This window comes from Actinomadura luzonensis (assembly GCF_022664455.2).
Classification (GTDB): domain Bacteria; phylum Actinomycetota; class Actinomycetes; order Streptosporangiales; family Streptosporangiaceae; genus Nonomuraea; species Nonomuraea luzonensis.
This window is the reverse complement of record NZ_JAKRKC020000001.1, coordinates 4854106-4872988: the sequence shown is the minus strand read 5'-3', so window position 1 is coordinate 4872988 and position 18883 is coordinate 4854106. Positions and strand designations below refer to the sequence as shown.

At 75.5% G+C, this 18883-nt stretch carries 13 protein-coding genes; 2 read left to right on the top strand and 11 right to left on the bottom strand.

The features are described from left to right. Positions 1-26 precede the first annotated feature (26 nt). Positions 27-1691: an endo-1,4-beta-xylanase gene (locus tag MF672_RS23170; protein ID WP_242371432.1), complete on the top strand. Its 1665-nt coding sequence runs from the start codon at positions 27-29 to the stop codon at positions 1689-1691. Between the two features lie 63 nt (positions 1692-1754). Here the strand turns inward: MF672_RS23170 and MF672_RS23165 are convergent, their stop codons facing one another. Both MF672_RS23165 and MF672_RS23160 read right to left on the bottom strand, forming a co-directional pair. Then, complete coding sequence (locus MF672_RS23165) at positions 1755-2360, bottom strand: VOC family protein (protein ID WP_242371434.1); 606 nt, start codon at positions 2358-2360, stop codon at positions 1755-1757. Positions 2361-2391: 31 nt separating this feature from the next. After that, positions 2392-3198, bottom strand: a complete 807-nt coding sequence (locus MF672_RS23160) for an alpha/beta fold hydrolase (RefSeq protein WP_242371436.1) — start codon at positions 3196-3198, stop codon at positions 2392-2394. A gap of 179 nt (positions 3199-3377) precedes the next feature. On the opposite strand from MF672_RS23160, the gene MF672_RS23155 reads away from it, so the two are divergent. Beyond that, positions 3378-7178, top strand: coding sequence for a S8 family peptidase (locus MF672_RS23155; RefSeq protein ID WP_242371437.1), 3801 nt, complete (start codon positions 3378-3380; stop codon positions 7176-7178). A 9-nt stretch (positions 7179-7187) separates the two neighbouring features. On the opposite strand, the gene MF672_RS23150 is transcribed toward MF672_RS23155, so the two are convergent. The 9 genes from MF672_RS23150 to MF672_RS23110 form a co-directional block, all read right to left on the bottom strand. Further along, positions 7188-10856 (bottom strand): helicase HerA domain-containing protein, encoded by a 3669-nt coding sequence (locus MF672_RS23150; protein ID WP_242371439.1) that lies wholly within the window; start codon positions 10854-10856, stop codon positions 7188-7190. Next, a complete protein-coding gene (locus tag MF672_RS23145) occupies positions 10853-11527 on the bottom strand; it encodes a hypothetical protein (protein WP_242371441.1) in 675 nt (224 codons plus the stop codon). The genes MF672_RS23150 and MF672_RS23145 overlap by 4 nt, the downstream gene beginning before the upstream one ends. Positions 11528-11584: 57 nt before the next feature. Then, positions 11585-12265 carry a sensor domain-containing protein gene (locus MF672_RS23140; RefSeq protein ID WP_242371443.1) on the bottom strand — a complete coding sequence of 227 codons (681 nt, stop codon included), beginning with the start codon at positions 12263-12265 and terminating at the stop codon, positions 11585-11587. Positions 12266-12362: 97 nt separating this feature from the next. Then, the gene (locus MF672_RS23135; protein WP_242371445.1) at positions 12363-13967 is read right to left on the bottom strand and encodes an ABC transporter ATP-binding protein; all 1605 of its coding nucleotides are present in this window, start codon (positions 13965-13967) and stop codon (positions 12363-12365) included. Then, entirely contained in the window at positions 13964-15034 is a 1071-nt protein-coding gene (locus tag MF672_RS23130) for a serine hydrolase domain-containing protein (protein ID WP_242371447.1), read from the bottom strand. The genes MF672_RS23135 and MF672_RS23130 overlap by 4 nt, the downstream gene beginning before the upstream one ends. Further along, a complete protein-coding gene (locus tag MF672_RS23125) occupies positions 15031-16197 on the bottom strand; it encodes an anhydro-N-acetylmuramic acid kinase (RefSeq protein ID WP_242371449.1) in 1167 nt (388 codons plus the stop codon). Before MF672_RS23125 ends, MF672_RS23130 begins: the two co-directional genes overlap by 4 nt. Next, complete coding sequence (murQ, locus tag MF672_RS23120; RefSeq protein WP_242371452.1) at positions 16194-17093, bottom strand: N-acetylmuramic acid 6-phosphate etherase; 900 nt, start codon at positions 17091-17093, stop codon at positions 16194-16196. Before murQ ends, MF672_RS23125 begins: the two co-directional genes overlap by 4 nt. Beyond that, positions 17090-17917, bottom strand: a complete 828-nt coding sequence (locus MF672_RS23115) for an ABC transporter permease (RefSeq protein ID WP_242371454.1) — start codon at positions 17915-17917, stop codon at positions 17090-17092. The genes murQ and MF672_RS23115 overlap by 4 nt, the downstream gene beginning before the upstream one ends. Then, positions 17914-18882, bottom strand: coding sequence for an ABC transporter permease (locus MF672_RS23110; protein ID WP_242371456.1), 969 nt, complete (start codon positions 18880-18882; stop codon positions 17914-17916). Before MF672_RS23110 ends, MF672_RS23115 begins: the two co-directional genes overlap by 4 nt. Between the last annotated feature and the right edge of the window lies 1 nt (position 18883).

Sequence of the window (18883 nt, the reverse complement as noted above, 5' to 3'; positions counted from 1 at the left end):
GATCGAGTGCCTGCCCTCGGAGGTAGATGTCCGTGCTTTCGTCCGCGCTCGTCAGACTCCTCACCCTGCTGGGGATCGTCGCAGCCTTCCTCCTGCCCACCACGTCGGCCGACGCCAGCGCGCCGCTGCGCACGCACGCCGCGGCCAAGGGCAAGTTCATCGGTACGGCGCTCGCCACCAGCCAGCTGGCCAACGAGGCCTCCTACCGCACCATCGCGGGCACCGAGTTCAGCCAGGTCACCGCCGAGAACGCGATGAAGTGGGACTCCACCGAGCCCAGCCAGGGCCAGTTCAACTTCTCCGGCGCCGACCAGATCGTGAACTTCGCCACGCAGAACAACCAGCAGGTCCACGGCCACACCCTGGTCTGGCACCAGCAGACGCCCGGCTGGGTGCAGGGCCTCGGCGCCAGCGCCATGCGCCAGGCGATGCAGAACCACATCGCCCAGGTCGTCGGCCACTACGCCAGCAACGCCACCGTGACCTCCTGGGACGTGGTCAACGAGATCTTCGACGACAACGGCGGCTGGCGCACCTCGTTCTGGTACAACACGCTCGGCCAGAGCTTCGTCGCCGACGCCTTCCGCGCCGCCCGCGCCGCCGACCCCGACGCCAAGCTGTGCATCAACGACTACAACGTCGAGGGCATCAACGCCAAGAGCACCGCGATGTACAACCTGGTCTCGTCGCTGCGCCAGCAGGGCGTGCCGGTGGACTGCGTGGGCTTCCAGAGCCACCTCGCCATCCAGTACGGCTTCCCGAGCGACATGCAGCAGAACATGGAGCGCTTCGCCGCGCTCGGCGTCACCGTCCGGGTGACCGAGCTGGACGTGCGCATGCAGATGCCGCGCGACTCCAGCAAGGACACCACCCAGGCCACCTACTACCGCAACGTCGTCAACGCCTGCCTGGCGGTGACCGCCTGCGCCGGCGTCACCATCTGGGGCTTCACCGACAAGTACTCCTGGGTGCCGGACACCTTCTCCGGCCAGGGCGCCGCGCTCATCTACGACGAGAACTACCAGCAGAAGCCGTCCTACACCGCCGTGCACGACGCGCTCGCGGGCGGCAGCAACCCCGACACCACCGCGCCCAGCACGCCCGGCACGCCCACGGTCGGCACCGTCACCTCCAACTCCGCGGCGCTGAGCTGGACCGCCTCCACCGACACCGGCGGCAGCGGCATGGCCGGCTACAACGTCTACCGTGAGCAGGGCGCCACCGACACGCTGCTCGGCCAGAGCACCAGCGCCTCGATCACGCTGACCGGCCTGAGCCCCAGCACCCAGTACCAGGTGTACGTGCGCGCCCGCGACGGGGCCGGGAACCTGTCGGCCAACTCGGCGCTCGCCACGTTCACCACCGAGTCGGGGCCGGGCGGGGGCGGCGGCTGCACCGCCACGGGCACCATCCAGACCCAGTGGGGCGGCGGCTACGTCGTCCAGCCCGTCACCGTCACCAACACCGGCACCTCCGCCATCACCGGCTGGACGGTCACCTTCACCCTGCCCTCCGGGCACACCCTGGTCGGCTCGTGGAACGCCGCCGTGACCGTGAGCGGCCAGACCGTCACCGCCAAGAACGCCAACTACAACGGCAACCTCGCCCCGAACGCCAGCACGTCGTTCGGCTTCCAGGTGGCCCGCCCGAGCGGCAACACCCAGACGCCGTCCGGCTACACCTGCGCCTGATCGCCCGCACCGGACACCCCTGGACACAGCGCTCCAGGGGTGTCCCCGGCTGTCCGGCGCCGTTCACCGCTCCAGCGTGATGCCCTCGCGGGCCAGGTCCTCGATGACGCCGTCGACCAGGCGGGTGGCGACCGTGCGGCGCAGCCGGCCCTCCTCGCGCAGCTCGCGCACGGCCGGCACCGGGTCGGGGTCGGCGAACAGCCGCTCGTCGGAGTAGTCGACCGGGCGGCCGGTCGGGTCGACCGTCCACCAGGACGCCTCCAGCGCGATGCCGTTGGGGTCGCTGAAGTAGACCGAGCGCAGGAAGCCGTGGTCGATGACGTCGGTGACCTCGCAGCCGTGCGCCTTCAGCCGGTCGCGCAGGCGGTGCAGCGCGTCCTCGTCCGGCAGGTGCAGCGACAGGTGGTCGAACTGGGCGGCCCGCGCGTACGGGACGCCGGCCGGCTTGGCGAAGCTGTCGAGCGGCTGGCCCGCGTACTCGAAGAAGGCGACCGTGTTGCCCGGCGCGACCTCGAAGAAGTAGTGCCTGAACGCGGGGACGGCCAGCGTCGTGACCAGGCGGGCGCCGAGCACGCCGTGCCAGAAGCGCACGGTGGCGTCCATGTCCGCGGTCACCAGGGCGAGGTGGTGCACGCCGCGCCAGTGCACCTGTTCCGGGTTCTCAGCCATGGCTCAACCGTATGCCTTTCAACTACTTTCGTTAAGCCTCCAGCAGGCCGCGCAGCGCCGCGCCGAACCCGGCCGGGTCGCGGAGGTAGCCGGCGTGGTCGCCGGGCAGCTCCACGACCGGCACGTCCAGCAGGCCCGCGAGGGCGAGCGTGCACGCGCGCATGAGCCCGCTGGTGTCCGCGCCGCAGGCGAGCACCGGCGGGGCCGCCCGCAGCGCGGCCAGGTCGGGGACGTGCCGGACGAACGGGACCTGCTCGTACAGCAGGCTCGTCTCCATGTTGACCGCCATCCTGGTCAGCATGGCGCGCACCCACTCCGGCAGACCTGGGTCGGGCTCGGGCGGCGGGCTCACGCCGGTCTGCTCGCCGAGCACCCGCGCGGCCGCGGCGACGCCCTCGCGCCGGCAGCGCTCGGCCGCCTCCTCGGCCAGCCGCCGCCACCTCGCCGCGTCCGGCAGCAGCTCGAACGCGGGCGGCTCGTGCGCGACCAGCCGCCGCACCCGGCCGGGGTGGCGGGCCAGCAGGTCGAGGCCGATGAGGGCGCCCGAGTGGGTGGCGAACACGTTCGCCGGCCCCAAATCGCACGCGTCGATCAGGCGCAGCGCGTCGTCGGCGTGGTCGGCGAGGCGCTGCGCGGCCGGCGGGCCGGTGAGCGGGCTGCGGGTGAAGCCGCGCCGGTCGTAGGTGACGACCGTGTAGCGGGCGGCCAGCGCGGCCGCGAGCGGCCCCGCCATCGCCGCGTCCGTGCCGCCGCCGAGGATCGTCAGCAGGACCGGGCCCGTGCCGCGGACCTCGTAGTAGAGCTCCGCGCCGGGGACGGGGAGCGTGCCGGTGTCCATGGTCTCCTTCCCGGGCGTCGCGGCGAGTGTAGACCGCGCGGGGACGGCGGCCAAGGCCCGGCGGCGATGGCGAGTTCACGACAAGTCGTGATCTGGCCAGGTGCAGCTCATGGACAGCCGCAGATAGGGGTGGCTAGGAATTCGGTATTCGTGCTTACCGATACTCGGGGAGGTCGTCCATGCCGGGCAGGTTGGGGCGGGCGGGCCGTCGGCGGCGGGGGACGGTGACGGCCGGGACCCTGGCCCTCACCGCCGCGCTGCTCGCGGCGCCCACCGCGCGCGCCGAGGCGGCGCAGCCGGTGCAGTCAGCGCAGTCAGCGCAGCCGGCGCAGGCCGCGCGGGCCACGGCGGAGGTGCCCGTGGCGTTCAAGGGCGCCGCGGCGGGCCAGGAGATCACGCTCATCACCGGTGACCGGGTGCGCGTGCGGGCCGTGGACGGTGGGCACAGCGCCGTGACCGTCACGCCCGCGCCGCGCGCCGACGGCTCGGTGCCGGCGTTCCAGGTGCTGGAGGCGGACGGCGAGGTGAGCGTCATCCCCGACGACGTCGCCGACCTGGTGCCCGCCCGGCTCGACGGCGCCCTGTTCAACGTGACGGCCCTGGCCGGGGAGGGGTACGGCGCCGACCTCCCGCTCATCCTCACCTACGCCGCGAACGCCCCGAAGGCCGCGCTCCCCGCCGTCAGGCAGGTGCGCACGCTGGAGAGCATCGGCGGCGCCGGCGTCACGCTGGCCGCCGCCGACGCGCCCCGGTTCGGCGCCGAGCTGACCCGGCCGGCCCCGCCGGGCACGCTCGCGGCGGGGCCGCTGTCCGGTGTCACCAAGATCTGGCTCGACCGCAAGGTCCGCCCCGGCCTCGCGCACAGCGTGCCGCGGATCGGCGCGCCGGCGGCGTGGGCGGCCGGGTTCGACGGCGCCGGCACGACCGTCGCCGTCCTCGACACCGGCGTGGACGCCACGCACCCCGACCTGGCCGGCCGCGTCGCCGCCCGCCGCGACCTCACCGGCACGGACGCGGCGGGCGACCCGCACGGCCACGGCACCCACGTCGCCAGCACGGTGGCCGGCGCCAAGGGCGTCGCCCCCGGCGCGAAGCTGCTCGACGGCCGCGTCCTGGACGCCGACGGCTACGGCCTGTCGTCGTGGATCATCGACGGCATGGAGTGGGCGGCCGTCGAGCAGCACGCCGACATCGTCAACCTCAGCCTCGGCTCGCCCGAGCCCGGCGGCCCGCTCACCGACGCGGTCTCCCGGCTGAGCGCCGCCCACGGCACGCTGTTCGTCGTCGCGGCCGGCAACGACGGCTGCGACCGATGCGTGGGCGGCCCCGGCGACGCTCCCGAGGCGCTGACCGTCGGCGCGGTGGACGGCGAGGACCGGCCGGCCGGCTTCTCCAGCCGCGGCCCGGCCGGTCCCGACGACGCCGTCAAGCCCGACGTCACCGCCCCCGGCGTGGACATCACCGCCGCCAGGACGGGCGGCGGCGAGATCACGATGTCCGGCACCTCCATGGCTGCCCCGCACGTGGCGGGCGCGGCGGCGCTGCTGCGCCAGGCCCGCCCCGGGCTCACCGCCGCCGAGCTGAAGTCGCTGCTCATGGCCTCGGCCGTGCCAGGCGGCGGCGTCCCCGCCGACACCCAGGGCGCGGGCCGGATCGACGTGGCCGCCGCGCTCCGGCAGACCGTCGTAGCCGCGTCCGGTACGGCGGCGTTCGGCCGGATCAAGCCGGGCGGGCGCGAGAGCCGCACCGTGACGTACCGCAACCTCGGGCAGGCCCCGGCGGAGCTGACCCTGAGCGCCGGGGACGGCTTCCGCGTCGAGCCCGCCACCCTCACCGTCCCCGCCGCCGGGACGGCGCGGGCCACGGTCACGATCGAGGCCGCCGAGCCGGGCGCGCTGCGCCGGGAGCTGACCGCCTCCGTCCCGGGCGCCGGCCCGCCCGTGCGCACCCTGCTCAGCGCCACCGTCGAGGAGCCGCGGGTCGAGCTGCGGGTGCGCGGCGTCGCCAGGGACGGCCGGCCCGCCCGCGGCGGCTTCACCGTCCTGAACCTGGACGAGGGCACCCTGGCCGGCCGCCTGCTGCCGGGCGACCCGGCCCAGCCGTGCAGCGACCAGAAGTACGGCGCCGGCACCTGCCTGCTGGTGCGGCCCGGCACCTACGCGGTGCTCGGCCACGTCTTCACCATGCCCGCCGACCAGGACAGCACCGCGAGCGGCACACCGCTCAACGAGAGCCTGCTCGGCGACCCGGAGCTGACGATCACCAAGGACACCGAGCTCGTGCTGGACGCCCGCAAGGCCGTCGAGGTGCAGGTCGAGACCCCCGACCACGAGACCAAGCGCAACACCGGGGCCGCCGCCGCCCTCATGTGGTACCGCGCCGGCGAGCGCGGCACGGCGCTGCGCGGCGGCACCACCATCACGCCCGGCTCGCAGATCGAGGAGCGGCTGTTCGTGCAGCCCACCCGCAAGGTCACCAAGGGCACGTTCGTCGTGGCCACCCGGTGGCGGCTGAAGGCCCCGGAGATCGCGTTCACCGCGCCGGGGCTGCCCCTGACCCCCGAGTACGTCGACCCGGTCCAGTTCAGCGACCTCGACGCCGAGTACCCGCGCCTCGACGGCACCCGCCTGCTCCTGGCCGTGGACGCCGGCCGCGGCACCCCGCAGGAGCTGGCGCGCCGCGACCTGCGCGGCAGGCTGGCCGTCGTCCGCCGCACCCCGGGAGTGCCGGTCGCCACGCAGGCCAACGCCGCCGCGGCGGCCGGGGCCGCGATGGTCGCCGTCTACGCCGACCGGCCCGGCACGGACGTCTCCACCGGCGGCAGCGGGGTCAGGCTGGCCGTCCCGACCGTGCGGCTCAGCCACGAGGACGGGCTGGCGCTGACCGCGCGGCTGCGCCTGCTGCCCGTGCCGGTGCTGGCCAAGGGCGTGCCCGCCAGCCCGTACGGCTACGACCTGTACCTGCGCGAGCAGGGCCGGGTGCCGGACCGGCTCCGCTACACCGTCCGCGCCCGCTCGCTGGCCAGGATCGACACCGCCTACCACAGCCAGCTCGCCGGCGACGTCACCGTCGACGAGGCCCGCTTCCCCTTCGAGCCGTGGGACAGCATGTCGATCTCCACGAACCTGCCCCTGGCCAAGGTGCCGCGCACCCGCGCCGACTACGTCACCCCCGACCCCGGCGTGCGCTGGAGCACCTCGGCGATCAGCCCGGAACGCCCGTACAACACCATGTGGCCGCACCCCGACACGCCGCGCCTGTCGATGTCCGCGCCGGAGTTCCGCGCGTACGAGGCGGGGGAGCGCGCCGGGCGCACCATGTTCAAGCAGCCGCTGCTGCCGGGCGTCAACCCGGGCGACCCGGTCCGCCGCGAGGGCGACCTGCTGCGCGTGTCCATGCAGGGCTTCGTGGACGGCGGCGGCAACTTCGGCGAGGCCTACACCAGCGACTTCGAGCGCGGGCTCAGGACCGACTTCCGGCTCTACCGCGACGACGAGCTGCTGTGGCGGACGAACTACCTGCCCGCCGGGGCCGGCACGGTGCCCGCCGCGCGGTCCCGCTACCGGATCGAGTACGACGTGGTGAACGAGGCCGAGTGGGCGAAGCTGTCCACCAGGACCCGCGCCGTGTGGACCTTCGCCTCCGGGCACGCGGCGGGCACCGAGGTGCTGCCGCTGCTCACGGCTCGCTTCGACGCCCCCGTGGACCTGCGCAACCAGGCCGCCTCGCGCACCCTGCGGCTGGCGGTGGCCCACCAGGAGGGCGCGGCGGCGAGCCCGGTCCGCGACGTGACGCTGGAGGTGTCGTACGACGACGGCGCCACCTGGCACGCCACCCGGCTGCGCGGCACCGGCGAGGGCGGCTACGCGACCACGCTCGCCCGGGCCACCGGCGGCTTCGTCTCGCTGCGGCTCAAGGCCGCCGACGCCGCCGGCGACACGCTCAGCCAGGAGGTGATCCGCGCCTACGCCCTGCGCTGACGCCCCGGCTCAGCCGCCCGCCCCCGGGCGCTGCCGCCTGCTCCGCTCGACGACCTCCTCCGTCGTCAGCGGGGCGGGCGGATGCCACGACAGGCACATCGGCGCGCGCAGCCTGGTCATCGCCGCGCCCTCGGCCGCCAGGTAGAACTCGCCCGCGCGCAGCCGCGACACGTCGGGCACGTCGCCGCCCTTGGCCCGCGCCAGGTCCCGGGCGGCGGCGATCTGGATCGGGGCGTTCAGCAGGCCGAAGAGCTGCGTGGCCGAGTTGCCCGGGATGTGGTTGTGCACGCCCTTGGGCGACTGGGTGGCGAAGACCAGGCCGAGGCCGTACTTGCGGGCCTGCGAGGCCAGCAGCAGCGTGCTGCGGGTGGAGACGGACGTGCCCACGGCCGGCGCGTACGTCTGCGCCTCGTCCATTACCAGCAGCGCCCCCAGCGGCCGGTCCCGCACCGGATGCCGCTTGAACCAGACGAACAGCTCCCGCTGCAACTGGCTCACGAAGCTCTGCCGCTGCTCCAGCCCGGGCAGCCCGGCCAGGCTGATCACCGACACGCGGGCCCGGCGGCCCTCGGGCGGGGTGATCAGCAGGCCGGGGTCCACCGGCTCGCCCACCCCGCCGAACAGCGGGTCGTTGTCCATGGCGGCGGTCAGCGTCTGGGCGAGACCGGCGGCGATGCGGCGGGCGTCGGCCAGCTCGCTCACCCCCTCGGGCAGGTCGGACAGCAGCGCGGCCAGGCTCCTCAGGCTCGTCGCGCCGCGCCGGCCGTGATGGGCCAGCGCCCTGCGCAGGACGGCCTGGCCGAGCTGCGCCTTGGCCGTGCCGGCCGCCAGCCGGAGCCGCGGCACCAGGAACTCGGCCGCCGCCTCCACCGCCGCGGCGAACTCGTCAGGGTCGCCGGCCAGCGCGGTCAGGTCGGGCAGCGGCTGGAAGCTCAGCGGACGGCCGCCGGTGCGGCCCGGGGTCCAGACCACCACGTCCGTGCCCGACAGGTAGCCGGCCGCCTTGCCGGCGTCGCCGTCGTGCCAGCCTGGCGGCGGCTCGGGCCAGGGCTCGCCCAGCCGGGCCAGGTCGTTGTTCGCGTCGAGCACGATGGCGGGGACGCCGAGCAGCGCGCACTCCTCGACCAGGCGGCGGATCAGCACCGTCTTGCCCGAGCCGGAACCGGCGAAGATCGTCACGTGCTTGCGCAGGGCGGCCAGGTCCACGCCCAGCGGCAGGCCGTCGGCGGCGCGCCTTCCGAGCGGCACCCGCGGCCCCGGCCCGTCGCCCCCGGCCGACGTTGCGGCCGGCGCTGCGGTCGGCGCTCCGGTCGGCGCTGCGGGCCGCAGGGGACGTCCCGCCGCGGCCCGCGCGATCGCCGACGGCGCCCCGGACGGCCTCCGCGTCGGCAACGGCCCCACCGGCCCACCTAAGGGCCCACTCGCCAGCCCGCCTAGGAGCCCACCCGCGGGCTCGCCTACGGGCCCATCCACCGGCCCGCCTGCGGGCCCGCTTACGGGGCCGCCCGCTGGCCCGCCCACCGGTCCATCTACGGGGCTGCCCACCGGCTCGCCTACCGGCCTGGGCCTGGGCGCCACTCCGTGAGTCCCCTCCATCCACGCCCCGGCCTGGCCCTCGGGCCGCGCTTCCGGCCGCGCCTCGGGATGAGCCGCAGGCCGGGCTGCGGGCTTGGGCCCGTCCTGGGCTTGGAGCCGGGGCTCGGGCCGCGCCCCGGCCGACGCCCCGGGGCGAGCCGGGGGCTGCGCCTCGATCTGGGGCTCGGGCCGCGCTTCGGGCCGTGCCTCGGCCGGGGCCTCGGGGAGAGAAGCGGGGTGGGGCTCGGGTCGGGCTGCGGGGTGGGGCTCGGGGAGGGGACCGGGGCGGGGGGTCGGGGAGGCGTCGGTGAGGGCTTCGGTCAGGAACGTCACCTCGGACGTCGGCCGCCGGGCCGCCAGCCAGGCCGCGAGCCCCGGCGGTTCCTCCGCCAGCAGCGCCTTGAGCGCCGCCAGCACCTTGAGGTCCCGCTCTCCGTACGCCAGCGTCCGCCCCCCGGCCCGCTCGAACGCCGCGACCGCCTCCTGTGTCGCCGCCCCCTTGGACCACGGCCGGTTGCGCAGCAGGAACAGCCGCCGCTTCGGCACCTCCGCGTCCAGCCCCGCCGCCACGCACGCCTTGCGCACCCGGTTCAGCGCCGCGTTGCCGTGCTCGGCGGTGACCGCGCGGAAGGCCCAGTGGATCTCGTCCTCCCTGCCCTCGTCCAGGGTGCGGCGCAGCCGGGCGTGCAGCGGCGGCTTGGCGCTCGGCGGCGGGTCCACCCCGAACGCCGCCCCGGCCGCCCCCTGCTCGCGCACCCACGCCGACAGCCCGGCCGCGAGCAGCCCCGGCATGACGGCGTCCTCGGTGAAGGCGTCCGGCTCCGGCACCGCGGCGGCCTCGCGCAGCCGCGCGTAGCGGGCGTCGAGGGCGTCCAGCCCGGCGGCCCCGGCGGGCGGGGGCGGCGGCGCGGCCGGCTCGTCGAGGAAGCGCTCCAGCTCCCTGACCACGCCGTCGCGCAGGCAGCCCTGCACGTGCCGGTCGATCTCGACGAGCAACTGCCGGGGCGTGAACCCGGGAGCCTGCTCGAACGCCGCCGGCAGCACCGGCCACGTCGGGTGCGGCGGCTTGATGCCGGCCGCCTCGTACAGGACCTCGAATCGCCGGGCCACCAGCCGCCGGGCGGTCTCCGGCTCGGTCATCGTCATCAGCCGCACCGGCCGCCTGAAGCGGTCCTGGACGGTGTCCACCGCCACGTTCTCCACCAGCGACCAGGTGGCCGGCAGGCACGAGACGACGGTCAGCGTGCGCCTGGCGACCTCGCGCAGGTCCATGAGGCCGCCCGCGACGCGCTCGACGGTGAGCCGTTCCCGCAGCGAGCGGACCGGGTCGTGGGCGGTGGCCGTCGAGGACTGGGCGACGAGCGGGTCGATCTGGTCGATCGCGACGACCGTGGGGCCGGTGAGGGCGAGCAGCCGCGAGACGTCCCTGACGATCTCCTGCGGGGTGCGGTGGACCTGGCGGATGCCCCAGCGGGCGCGCTCGCCCGGCTCCTCCTCCGGCGCGGACGACAGGAACGCCTCGCCGAGGTCCTGCAGCGCCTGGTCCTCGGCGGCCAGCAGCACCAGCGCCCGCGCGGTGTCCTGGGCCTGGCCGCCGACGTGCCGGTCGAGGCGGCGCAGGGCGGCGATGAAGGCGTCCAGCTCCTCGCGGGTGACCGGCCGCTTGCCGCAGACGGCCCGCCGCGCCATGCGCGACAGCCCGGCCGAGGCGGCCAGGCGGGACAGGAACACCGTGCGCTGGCTGAGGCCGTCCTCGTCCTCGCGGGCCAGGCTGTCGAGGAGGGAGACGACCACGCTCTCCCAGAAGTCCCTGGCGCTCAGCAGGCCGACCAGCACGAAGCAGCCGCCCGCGCGCCGCGTCTGCTCGCGCAGCCAGCCCAGCAGGTGGGTCTTGCCGGTGCCGCGCTGGCCCTGCAGTACGACGCCGATCGGGCTGGCGTCCGGCGTGGCGGCGGTCTCGGCCAGCGCGGCGAGCAGGGCGCGGGCCGGGTCGGGGTGCAGGCCCTCGACGTGGAAGGCGGAGGGGCGCCAGACGTCGTCGGCGCTCTCGGTGTAGTTGATGCGCAGCGCCGCGAGGGCGTCCACCCCGAGGACGGCGGTCATGCGGCGCCGATCCAGAGCAGGTGCTTGGCCTGGTTGCCGACGACGACGGCCGCCTCGCGGTCGGCGGCGGTGAGGGTCTTCTGGTTGGACTCGGGGACGAGGTCGACGCCGGGCAGGCGTTCCATCCGGGCGAGCGCCGCGTCCACCTCGGCCCGGGGCGCGGCGCCGAGCAGCGGCCGCAGCCGGGTCAGGCTCACCCACCCTGCGCCCGGCCCGGCCAGTGCGGCGTAGGCCCGCCGGATGCGGTCCTCCAGCGGCTCCCCTGGCTCCCCGGGCTCCCCGTCGCCGGGCAGGTCGCCGGGCAGGTCGCCGGGCAGGTCGTCGGGCTGGAAGACGTCGGCGAGCCGCTGGTCCGTCCGCGCCAGGTAGCGCGGCAGCCAGCCGAGCAGGGCCCGCGCGATCGCGCCGCTGGAGCCGTGCTGCGGCGGCAGCTCGCCCGCCCGCAGGTCCGCCTGCAGCCGGGCCCAGCCGGAGTCGGTGAGCAGGTGCAGGTACCCGCGCCCCTCCCGGCGGCTGTCGACCAGCTTCAGCTCGTTGAGCCTGCGCCGCCTGGCGCCGTCGATGCTGAGCCGGTGCCGCTCCCGCAGCTCGGCGTTGGAGACCTCGCGGGCCTCGACGGCCAGCACCAGCAGGGCGGTGAACTCGGGGAGCGAGAGTCCTTTCTGCGGCATCTTCATCCTTCCGTCCCGCGGCGGGACCGTGAGACCCGAAAGATCGGATAGGGAAGGCTATCGCGTCGCCGCGGAGAGCGTCCTCCCGTGCGGGAAGGCGGCGGGCTCCGGCTCGGGTGCGCGGGTCAGCAGCGCCTGGGAGACCCCGGCCCTGAGCAGGGCGGCCGTCCGCAGCACGACCGGCAGCGTGAGCGCGAACAGCACGCCCACCCCGGTGTTGACGAGCACGAAGAACAGGTCGCTCGTGGCCAGCCAGGACGGCACGCCGAGCCAGTCGGCCAGCGGCGGCTCGACGCCCGGGATGCGGGCGACGACCCAGCCGTACAGCGGGAAGGCCAGACCGGCGACGGCGCCCGCCCACCAGACGGCGGCCAGCACGAACGAGGCCAGCGCGAACGGGAAGGCGACGATGCCGTGCAGCAGGTCCAGCCACGCCTGCCCGCTCGCGAGCGGGTTGAGCAGCCGGCGCACTGGTCCCGCGCCCGGCGGGGGCGGCGCGTAGCGGGGGCGGCCGACCGGGTGGCCGAGCACGCCGGGCAGCGCGGCCCGCTCGGCGTCGGCGAGGCTCCTGGCCGCGAGGGCGGCCCCGGCCAGGATCGGCAGGCCGACGAGGGCGACGGCCGAGCCGAGCCCGGCCGACAGCCCGGCGACGGCGACGGTGAAGTGGATCGTGGCCGTGGGCAGGCCGAGCAGGGTGTAGCGGGTGTCCGCGGCGACGCGGTGCCGGAGGGTCGTCATGACGCTCACGCTACGGGCGGCGGCCCGGCCGGCTCGATCCCGCGTACGGCCCGATCGGGGGTAGGGCCAGCCCTACCGGAAGCCGCCGGCCAGGGCGTCAGGCCGGGGGAGCGGTCCCGCCGGGGATGGCGGCCAGGAGCTCGCGGGTGTAGCCGTCGGCCGGGCGGTCGAAGATCTCGCCGGTCGTGCCGCTCTCCACGATCCGGCCGCGCCGCATCACGTGCACCTCGTGCGAGATCATCCGCACCACGGCCAGGTCGTGGCTGATGAACAGGTAGCTGAGCCCCAGCTCGCGCTGCAGCTCGCCGAGCAGCTCCAGGATCTGCGCCTGCACGAGCACGTCCAGCGCCGAGACCGCCTCGTCCAGCACCACCAGCTCCGGCGACAGGGCGAGGGCGCGGGCGATCGCCACCCGCTGCCGCTGGCCGCCGGACAGCTCGTGCGGCAGCCGCTCGCCCAGCGACGCCGGCAGCGACACCTGCTCCAGCAGCCCGGCGGCGGCCCTGCGGCGCTCGGCCGCGCTGCCGACGCCGTGCACCCGCAGCGGCTCGGTGATCGACTTCTCGACGGTGTAGCGCGGGTCGAGCGAGGCGTACGGGTTCTGGAAGACCGGCTGCACGCGCCGGCGGAAGGCGAACAGCTCGCGCCGCCCCAGCCCGGCCAGCTCGGTGCCGTCGAAGCGGATGCTGCCGGCCGTCGGCGGCTCCAGCCCGAGCACCAGGTTCGCGGTGGTGGACTTGCCGGAGCCCGACTCGCCCACGATCGCCACCGTACGCCCGCGCGGGACGCGGAAGGACACCTCGTCCACCGCGGTCAGCTCCTCGCCGGTGCCGCGCAGCGGGAACACCTTGCGCAGCCCCTCCACCACCAGCAGGTCGGCGGGCGGCGGGCCGGGCAGCTCGGTCACCCGCACCGACGACAGGCTCGGCACCGCGCCCAGCAGCCGCCTGGTGTAGTCGTGGCCGGGCGCGGCCAGGATCTCCGCCGCCGGCCCGGTCTCGACGATCTCCCCCTGGTACATGACGGCCACCACGTCCGCCCGCTCGGCGGCGAGCGCCAGGTCGTGCGTGATGAGGAACACCGCCGTGCCCATCTCCGCCGTGAGCGCGGCGAGCTGGTCGAGGATGCGCCGCTGCACGGTCACGTCCAGCGCCGAGGTGGGCTCGTCGGCGATGAGCAGCCGGGGCCGGCAGGCCAGCCCCATGGCGATGAGCGCGCGCTGCCGCATGCCGCCGGAGAACTCGTGCGGGTACTGCCCGGTCCGCCGCTCCGGGTCGGGGATGCCGACCAGGTCCAGCAGCTCCAGCACCCGCGCCCGGGCGGCTCTCCCGGTGGCCACGCCGTGCACCTCCAGGGCCTCGGCGATCTGGTCGCCGACCTTCAGCAGCGGGTTCAGGTTCGACATCGGGTCCTGGGGGACCAGGCCGATGCCCGCGCCGCGGATCGCCGTCAGCTCCCTGCGGCTCGCCCGCACCAGGTCGCGGCCCTCGAACAGGATCTCGCCCGAGGTGATGCGGGCGTTGTCGGGCAGCAGCCGGTTGACGGCGGCCGCGGTGGTGGTCTTGCCCGAGCCCGACTCGCCGACGACCGCGACGGTCTGGCCGGGCAGGATCCGCATCGAGACGTTCCGCACGGCGGTGACGTCCTGCCTGCGGGTGCGGAAGGCGACCGACAGGTCGCGGATCTCCAGGAGCGGGGTCATGCGTTCCTCGCTTGTCGCGTGACGGCCTGCAGCAGGCCGTGCCAGAGGTCGTCGGCCGGCGTCGGCCGGCCCGCGACGAGCAGCCGGTTGCTCGCCACGACCAGGGCCACGTCGCGGCCGGGGACGAAGCCGATCGCGCAGCCGACGTAGCCCGGATGGCCGAGCACGGTCACCGTCTCGCCCGCCAGGTCCAGCGCGTAGCGGCGGAACCCGAGCGCCTGCTCCGGGTCGGGGCCGGGGGCGAAGAACTCGCGGGCCGTCGCCGGCCGCCACAGCCGGTCGTGCTCCTCGTACCGGGACATCGCCAGGCAGTACTTCAGCAGGTCGGGCACGGTCGAGAAGAGCCCCGCGTGCCCGGAGACGCCGCCGAGGGCGTGGAAGGCGTTGCCGTCGGCGACCTCGCCGAGCACCGGCCCGCGCCGCCAGCCGGCGAAGTCGCCGCTGCGGTAGGGCACCGGGTACGGGCGGCCGGTGTCGAGCATGGTCATCTCGACCCGGTCGTCCAGGGCGCTCATGGCGACCTCGGTGCCCATGGGGCGGGCGTAGGTGGTGCTGGTCAGGCCGAGCGGCCGGGTCACCAGCTCGGCCACGGCCCGGTCCAGCCGCAGGCCGGTGACCGCCGAGACGATCCGGCCGAGCAGGACGAAGCCGAGGTCGGAGTAGTGCCGGGCGCGGCCGGGACGGTAGCGCGGCGGCGGCAGGTCGGCCTGGATGTAGAGCGGCCACCACTCCCACAGGCCGCCCCGGTGCAGCAGCAGGTCCCGCACGGTGATCGCCTCGTACGAGTGCGGCAGGTACGCGCTCAGCGGCGCGTCCAGCTCCACCAGCCGCTCCGACACCAGCCGGATGAGCGCCGTCGTGGTCGCCACGGCCTTCGTCACCGAGGCCAGGTCGTGGAAGGTGCCGGGCGTCATGGGCGCGTCGCCCGCCAGGCTCCCGTCCTGCTGGACCACCACGGTGCGGTGGCCGTCGCAGGAGTCGAGGTCGAACCAGGGCGTACGGGCCGCCAGGACCAGGCCGGGCGGCGGCTCCGGCGGCGCCTCCGCGGCTGCCGGGTCGCCGCTCATCGGGTCAGCACCAGGGAGCGGGGCGGCGCGGCGGCCGGGGCGGGCAGCACCAGCGGGCCCGCGCCGGGCGTCAGCGTGCCGAGGACGCGGGGCGCGGCGGCCCCCGTCCCGCCGGGCACGGTGCCGGGCAGTCCGTGCGCGGTCAGCCAGCCGATCAGCGCGAACGCGATCGCCTCCTTGTCGTCGGCGGGAGCGCCGAAGTCGTCGGAGGGGGACACCCGCACGCCGGGCAGCGCCGCCCGCAGGCCGTCCATGACGACCGGGTTGCGGCAGCCGCCGCCCGAGACGACCAGCGCGCCCACCCCGGCCGCGCGCACGTCGGCGGCGACGGTCCGCACGGTCAGCTCGGTGAGCGTGGCCACCAGGTCGGCGTCCGGCAGGCCGGTCAGGCCGGTCGCGGCCAGGGCGGCCGTCACGTACGCCAGGTTGAACAGCTCCTTGCCGGTGCTCTTCGGCGCGGGCAGCCGGTAGTAGGGCTCCTCCAGCAGCGCCGCCAGCAGCCCGGGGTGCACCGTCCCCGAGGCGGCGATCGCGCCGCCGGCGTCGTAGCCGCGCGGGTCGAGCCCGCGGGCGGTCACCACGGCGTCGATGAGCGCGTTGGCCGGGCCGATGTCGTGGGCGAGCAGCCGGCCCTCGCGCAGCACGGTCATGTTGGCGATGCCGCCCAGGTTGAGCGCGGCGGCGCCGCCCGCCAGGCCGCCCAGCAGCAGCCCGTCCAGCACCGACACGAGCGGCGCGCCGTGGCCGCCCGCGGTGATGTCGCGGATGCGCACGTCCGACAGCACCGGCACGCCGGTCCGCTCGGCGATCCACGCGGGCTGCCCGATCTGCAGCGTGCCGCGCGCGTGCGCGCCCTCCACCCAGTGGAAGACGGTCTGCCCGTGCGAGACGATCAGGTCGACCGGCCCGCCGGCCGCGATCGCCGCCGCCGCGGCCTCGGCGAAGCTCTGCCCGATGAGCGTGTCCAGCACGCACACCTCGGCCAGCGTCGCCGGCGCGGGCGGCAGCGCCGCGAGCAGCCTGGCCCGCAGCTCCGCCGGGTACGGCGTGCTCGCCGTGTGCCCCACCCGGCCGCGCAGCGCGTCGCCCTCCCGCGTGAAGTCCACGACGGCGACGTCGATGCCGTCGTGGGACGTGCCGGAGATCATCCCGAGAACCCTCATGCCCGCTCCCCCAGAGCCGCCCGCAGCCGCCCGCCGGCCCCCGCCAGCCGCGCCGCGGCCTCCTGGGGCGTCAGGTCGAAGCGCGAGGCGACCACCGCCTGCTTGACGTTGAACCCGTTCTGCCGCAGCACCGACAGCGCCTCGGCGCGGCCGGCCCCGGTGATCGTCCGCACGATGCGCACCGCCCGGTCGCGCAGCTTGCCGTTGCTGGCCTTCACGTCCACCATCAGGTTCCCGTACGTCTTGCCGAGCCGGACCATGACGATGGTCGAGAACATGTTGAGCACGAGCTTCTGCGCCGTGCCCGCCTTCAGCCGGGTCGAGCCGCTGATCACCTCGGGCCCGACCAGCACCTCGATCGCGTGCTCGGCCGTCTCGCCGAGCGGCGTGCCGGCGTTGCAGGCCAGGCCCACGGTCAGCGCGCCGCGCTCGGCCGCCCGCCGCACCGCCGCCACCACGTACGGCGTCCGCCCGCTGGAGGCGATCCCGACGACGGTGTCCAGGGGGCCGATCCCGGCCGCGTCCACGGCGGCGGCCCCGGCCCGCTCGTCGTCCTCGGCGCCCTCGCAGGGCGAGACGATCGCCCGCGCGCCGCCCGCGATGATCGCGAACACCTGCTCGGGCGGCGTGCCGAACGTCGGCGGGCACTCCGAGGCGTCCAGCACGCCGAGCCGTCCCGGCGTGCCCGCCCCCACGTACACCAGCCGCCCGCCGCGCTGCATGCGCTCGGCCGCCGCCTCGATGGCGGCGGTGATCTGCGGCAGCGCCCGCGCCACGGCGGCGGGCACGTCGGCGTCGGCCGCGTTCATGGTGGCCGCCAGCTCCGCCACGCTCATCGTGTCGATGCCGGAGAAGCGAGGGTCGGCCGCTTCTGTCGTCAGTTGTGAGAGATTCACCGCTTGCCTCGGTTCCGCGGGTCGAGAGTGTCGCGCAGGCCGTCGCCGAGCAGGTTCAGCCCCACCACCAGCAGCACGACGACCGCGCCCGGCGCGATCAGCGTCCAGGGGGCCACGAACACCAGGCTGCGCGCCTCGAAGATCATCGAGCCGAGCGACGGCGCGGGCGGCGGGGTGCCGAGCCCCAGGAAGCTCAGCGACGCCTCGGTCAGCACCGCCCAGGACAGCGAGAGCGCGACCTGGATGACGACGATGGAGGTGATGTTGGGCAGCACGTGCCGGAACATGATCTGGCCCCGGCTCTGGCCGGTCGCCACGGCCGCCTTCACGTACTCGATCTCGCGCAGCGACAGCACGGGGCCGCGGGTGACGCGGATGAAGATCGGCACGTACACGATGGCGATGGCGACGGCCACGGTGAACCAGGTGCGCTCCAGCACCGACGCCAGCGACAGCGCCAGCAGCAGCGGCGGGAAGGCGAACAGCACGTTCGTCACCCCGCCGATCGCGCCGTCGGCCACGCCCCGGTAGAAGCCGGCCACCAGGCCGCCGAGCGTGCCGGCCACGGTGGCGAACGCCACCGCGACGACCGCGATCAGCGCCGAGTTGCCCACCCCGGCCGCCACCCGGGAGAACACGTCCCGGCCGAACTGGTCGGTGCCGAACAGGTGCGTCCCCGACGGCGCGAGGAAGCGCTCCGGCGGGCGCTGCGCGATCGGGTCGTAGGGCAGCAGCCCGAGCCACGACAGCGCCGCCACCACGGCCAGCAGCACGAGCACCGCCGCGCCCGCCACCAGGACGGGGCTCCTGCGGAGCGCGCTCACGACGCCCTCACCCGCGGGTCGATCACCCGGTAGAGCACGTCGGTCAGCAGGTTGACCAGCACGAACGCCAGCGCGATCACCAGCACGGTGCTCTGCACCACCGCGTACTCCTTCTGCTGGATGCCGAGCAGCACCTGCCGCCCGATCCCGGGCACCGAGAAGATCTGCTCGACCACGACCGCGCCGCCCAGCAGGTAGCCGAACTGCAGGCCGGTCATGGTGACGATGGGCACGAGCGCGTTGCCGAGCACGTGCCGCACCTGCAGCCGCCGCTCCGGCACGCCCTTGGCGCGCGCGGTGCGCACGAAGTCCTCGGAGCGCACCTCCAGCACCGCCGCCCGGGTGGTGCGCAGGATCGGCGCGGCGATGCCGAAGCCGAGCACGAGCGCGGGCAGGAGCATCTGCCGGAGGTTGAGCAGCGGGTCCTCGGCCAGGGTGGCGAAGCCCTGACCGTTGGGGTTGAACCCGAACGACGCGGCGAAGACCGACAGCAGCGTGGTGGCCAGCAGGAACGCCGGGATCGACAACCCCGCCAGGCTCACCGCCTGCCCGAGCGCGTCACGCGCGGAGTTCGCCCGGGAGGCGGCCAGCATGCCGAGCGGCACCCCGATCGCCAGCGCCAGTACGATCGACAACACCGCCAGCTCGGCCGTCACCGGCAGCGAGCGCAGCGTCAGGTCCAGCACGCTCTGCTGGTTGCGGGCCGAGTAGCCGAAGTTGCCGGTGAACATGTTGCCGAGCCAGGCGAAGAACTGCGCGACCAGCGGCCGGTCCAGCCCGTAGTAGCGCTCCAGCGCCGCCTGCTGGGCGGGGGTCAGCGCGGCGGCCTCGGTGCCGAGGCCCGCGGTGATCTGGTTGCCGGGGATCGCCCGGAGCATGACGAACACGAACACCGCCACCCCGAACAGGGTGCCGGCGGTGCCCGCCGCCCGCCGGGCGAGCCGGTTCCGCAGGAGGGCGCGCATG

What these genes read in the sequence shown, in the direction of transcription:
- MF672_RS23155 (WP_242371437.1), top strand. Translation starts at nt 3,378, where the DNA reads ATGCCGGGCAGGTTGGGGCGGGCGGGCCGTCGGCGGCGGGGGACGGTG.
- MF672_RS23150 (WP_242371439.1), bottom strand. Translation starts at nt 10,856, where the DNA reads ATGACCGCCGTCCTCGGGGTGGACGCCCTCGCGGCGCTGCGCATCAAC.
- MF672_RS23130 (WP_242371447.1), bottom strand. Translation starts at nt 15,034, where the DNA reads ATGAGCGGCGACCCGGCAGCCGCGGAGGCGCCGCCGGAGCCGCCGCCC.
- MF672_RS23110 (WP_242371456.1), bottom strand. Translation starts at nt 18,882, where the DNA reads ATGCGCGCCCTCCTGCGGAACCGGCTCGCCCGGCGGGCGGCGGGCACC.
- MF672_RS23125 (WP_242371449.1), bottom strand. Translation starts at nt 16,197, where the DNA reads ATGAGGGTTCTCGGGATGATCTCCGGCACGTCCCACGACGGCATCGAC.
- MF672_RS23165 (WP_242371434.1), bottom strand. Translation starts at nt 2,360, where the DNA reads ATGGCTGAGAACCCGGAACAGGTGCACTGGCGCGGCGTGCACCACCTC.
- MF672_RS23170 (WP_242371432.1), top strand. Translation starts at nt 27, where the DNA reads ATGTCCGTGCTTTCGTCCGCGCTCGTCAGACTCCTCACCCTGCTGGGG.
- MF672_RS23145 (WP_242371441.1), bottom strand. Translation starts at nt 11,527, where the DNA reads ATGCCGCAGAAAGGACTCTCGCTCCCCGAGTTCACCGCCCTGCTGGTG.
- MF672_RS23160 (WP_242371436.1), bottom strand. Translation starts at nt 3,198, where the DNA reads ATGGACACCGGCACGCTCCCCGTCCCCGGCGCGGAGCTCTACTACGAG.
- MF672_RS23140 (WP_242371443.1), bottom strand. Translation starts at nt 12,265, where the DNA reads ATGACGACCCTCCGGCACCGCGTCGCCGCGGACACCCGCTACACCCTG.
- MF672_RS23135 (WP_242371445.1), bottom strand. Translation starts at nt 13,967, where the DNA reads ATGACCCCGCTCCTGGAGATCCGCGACCTGTCGGTCGCCTTCCGCACC.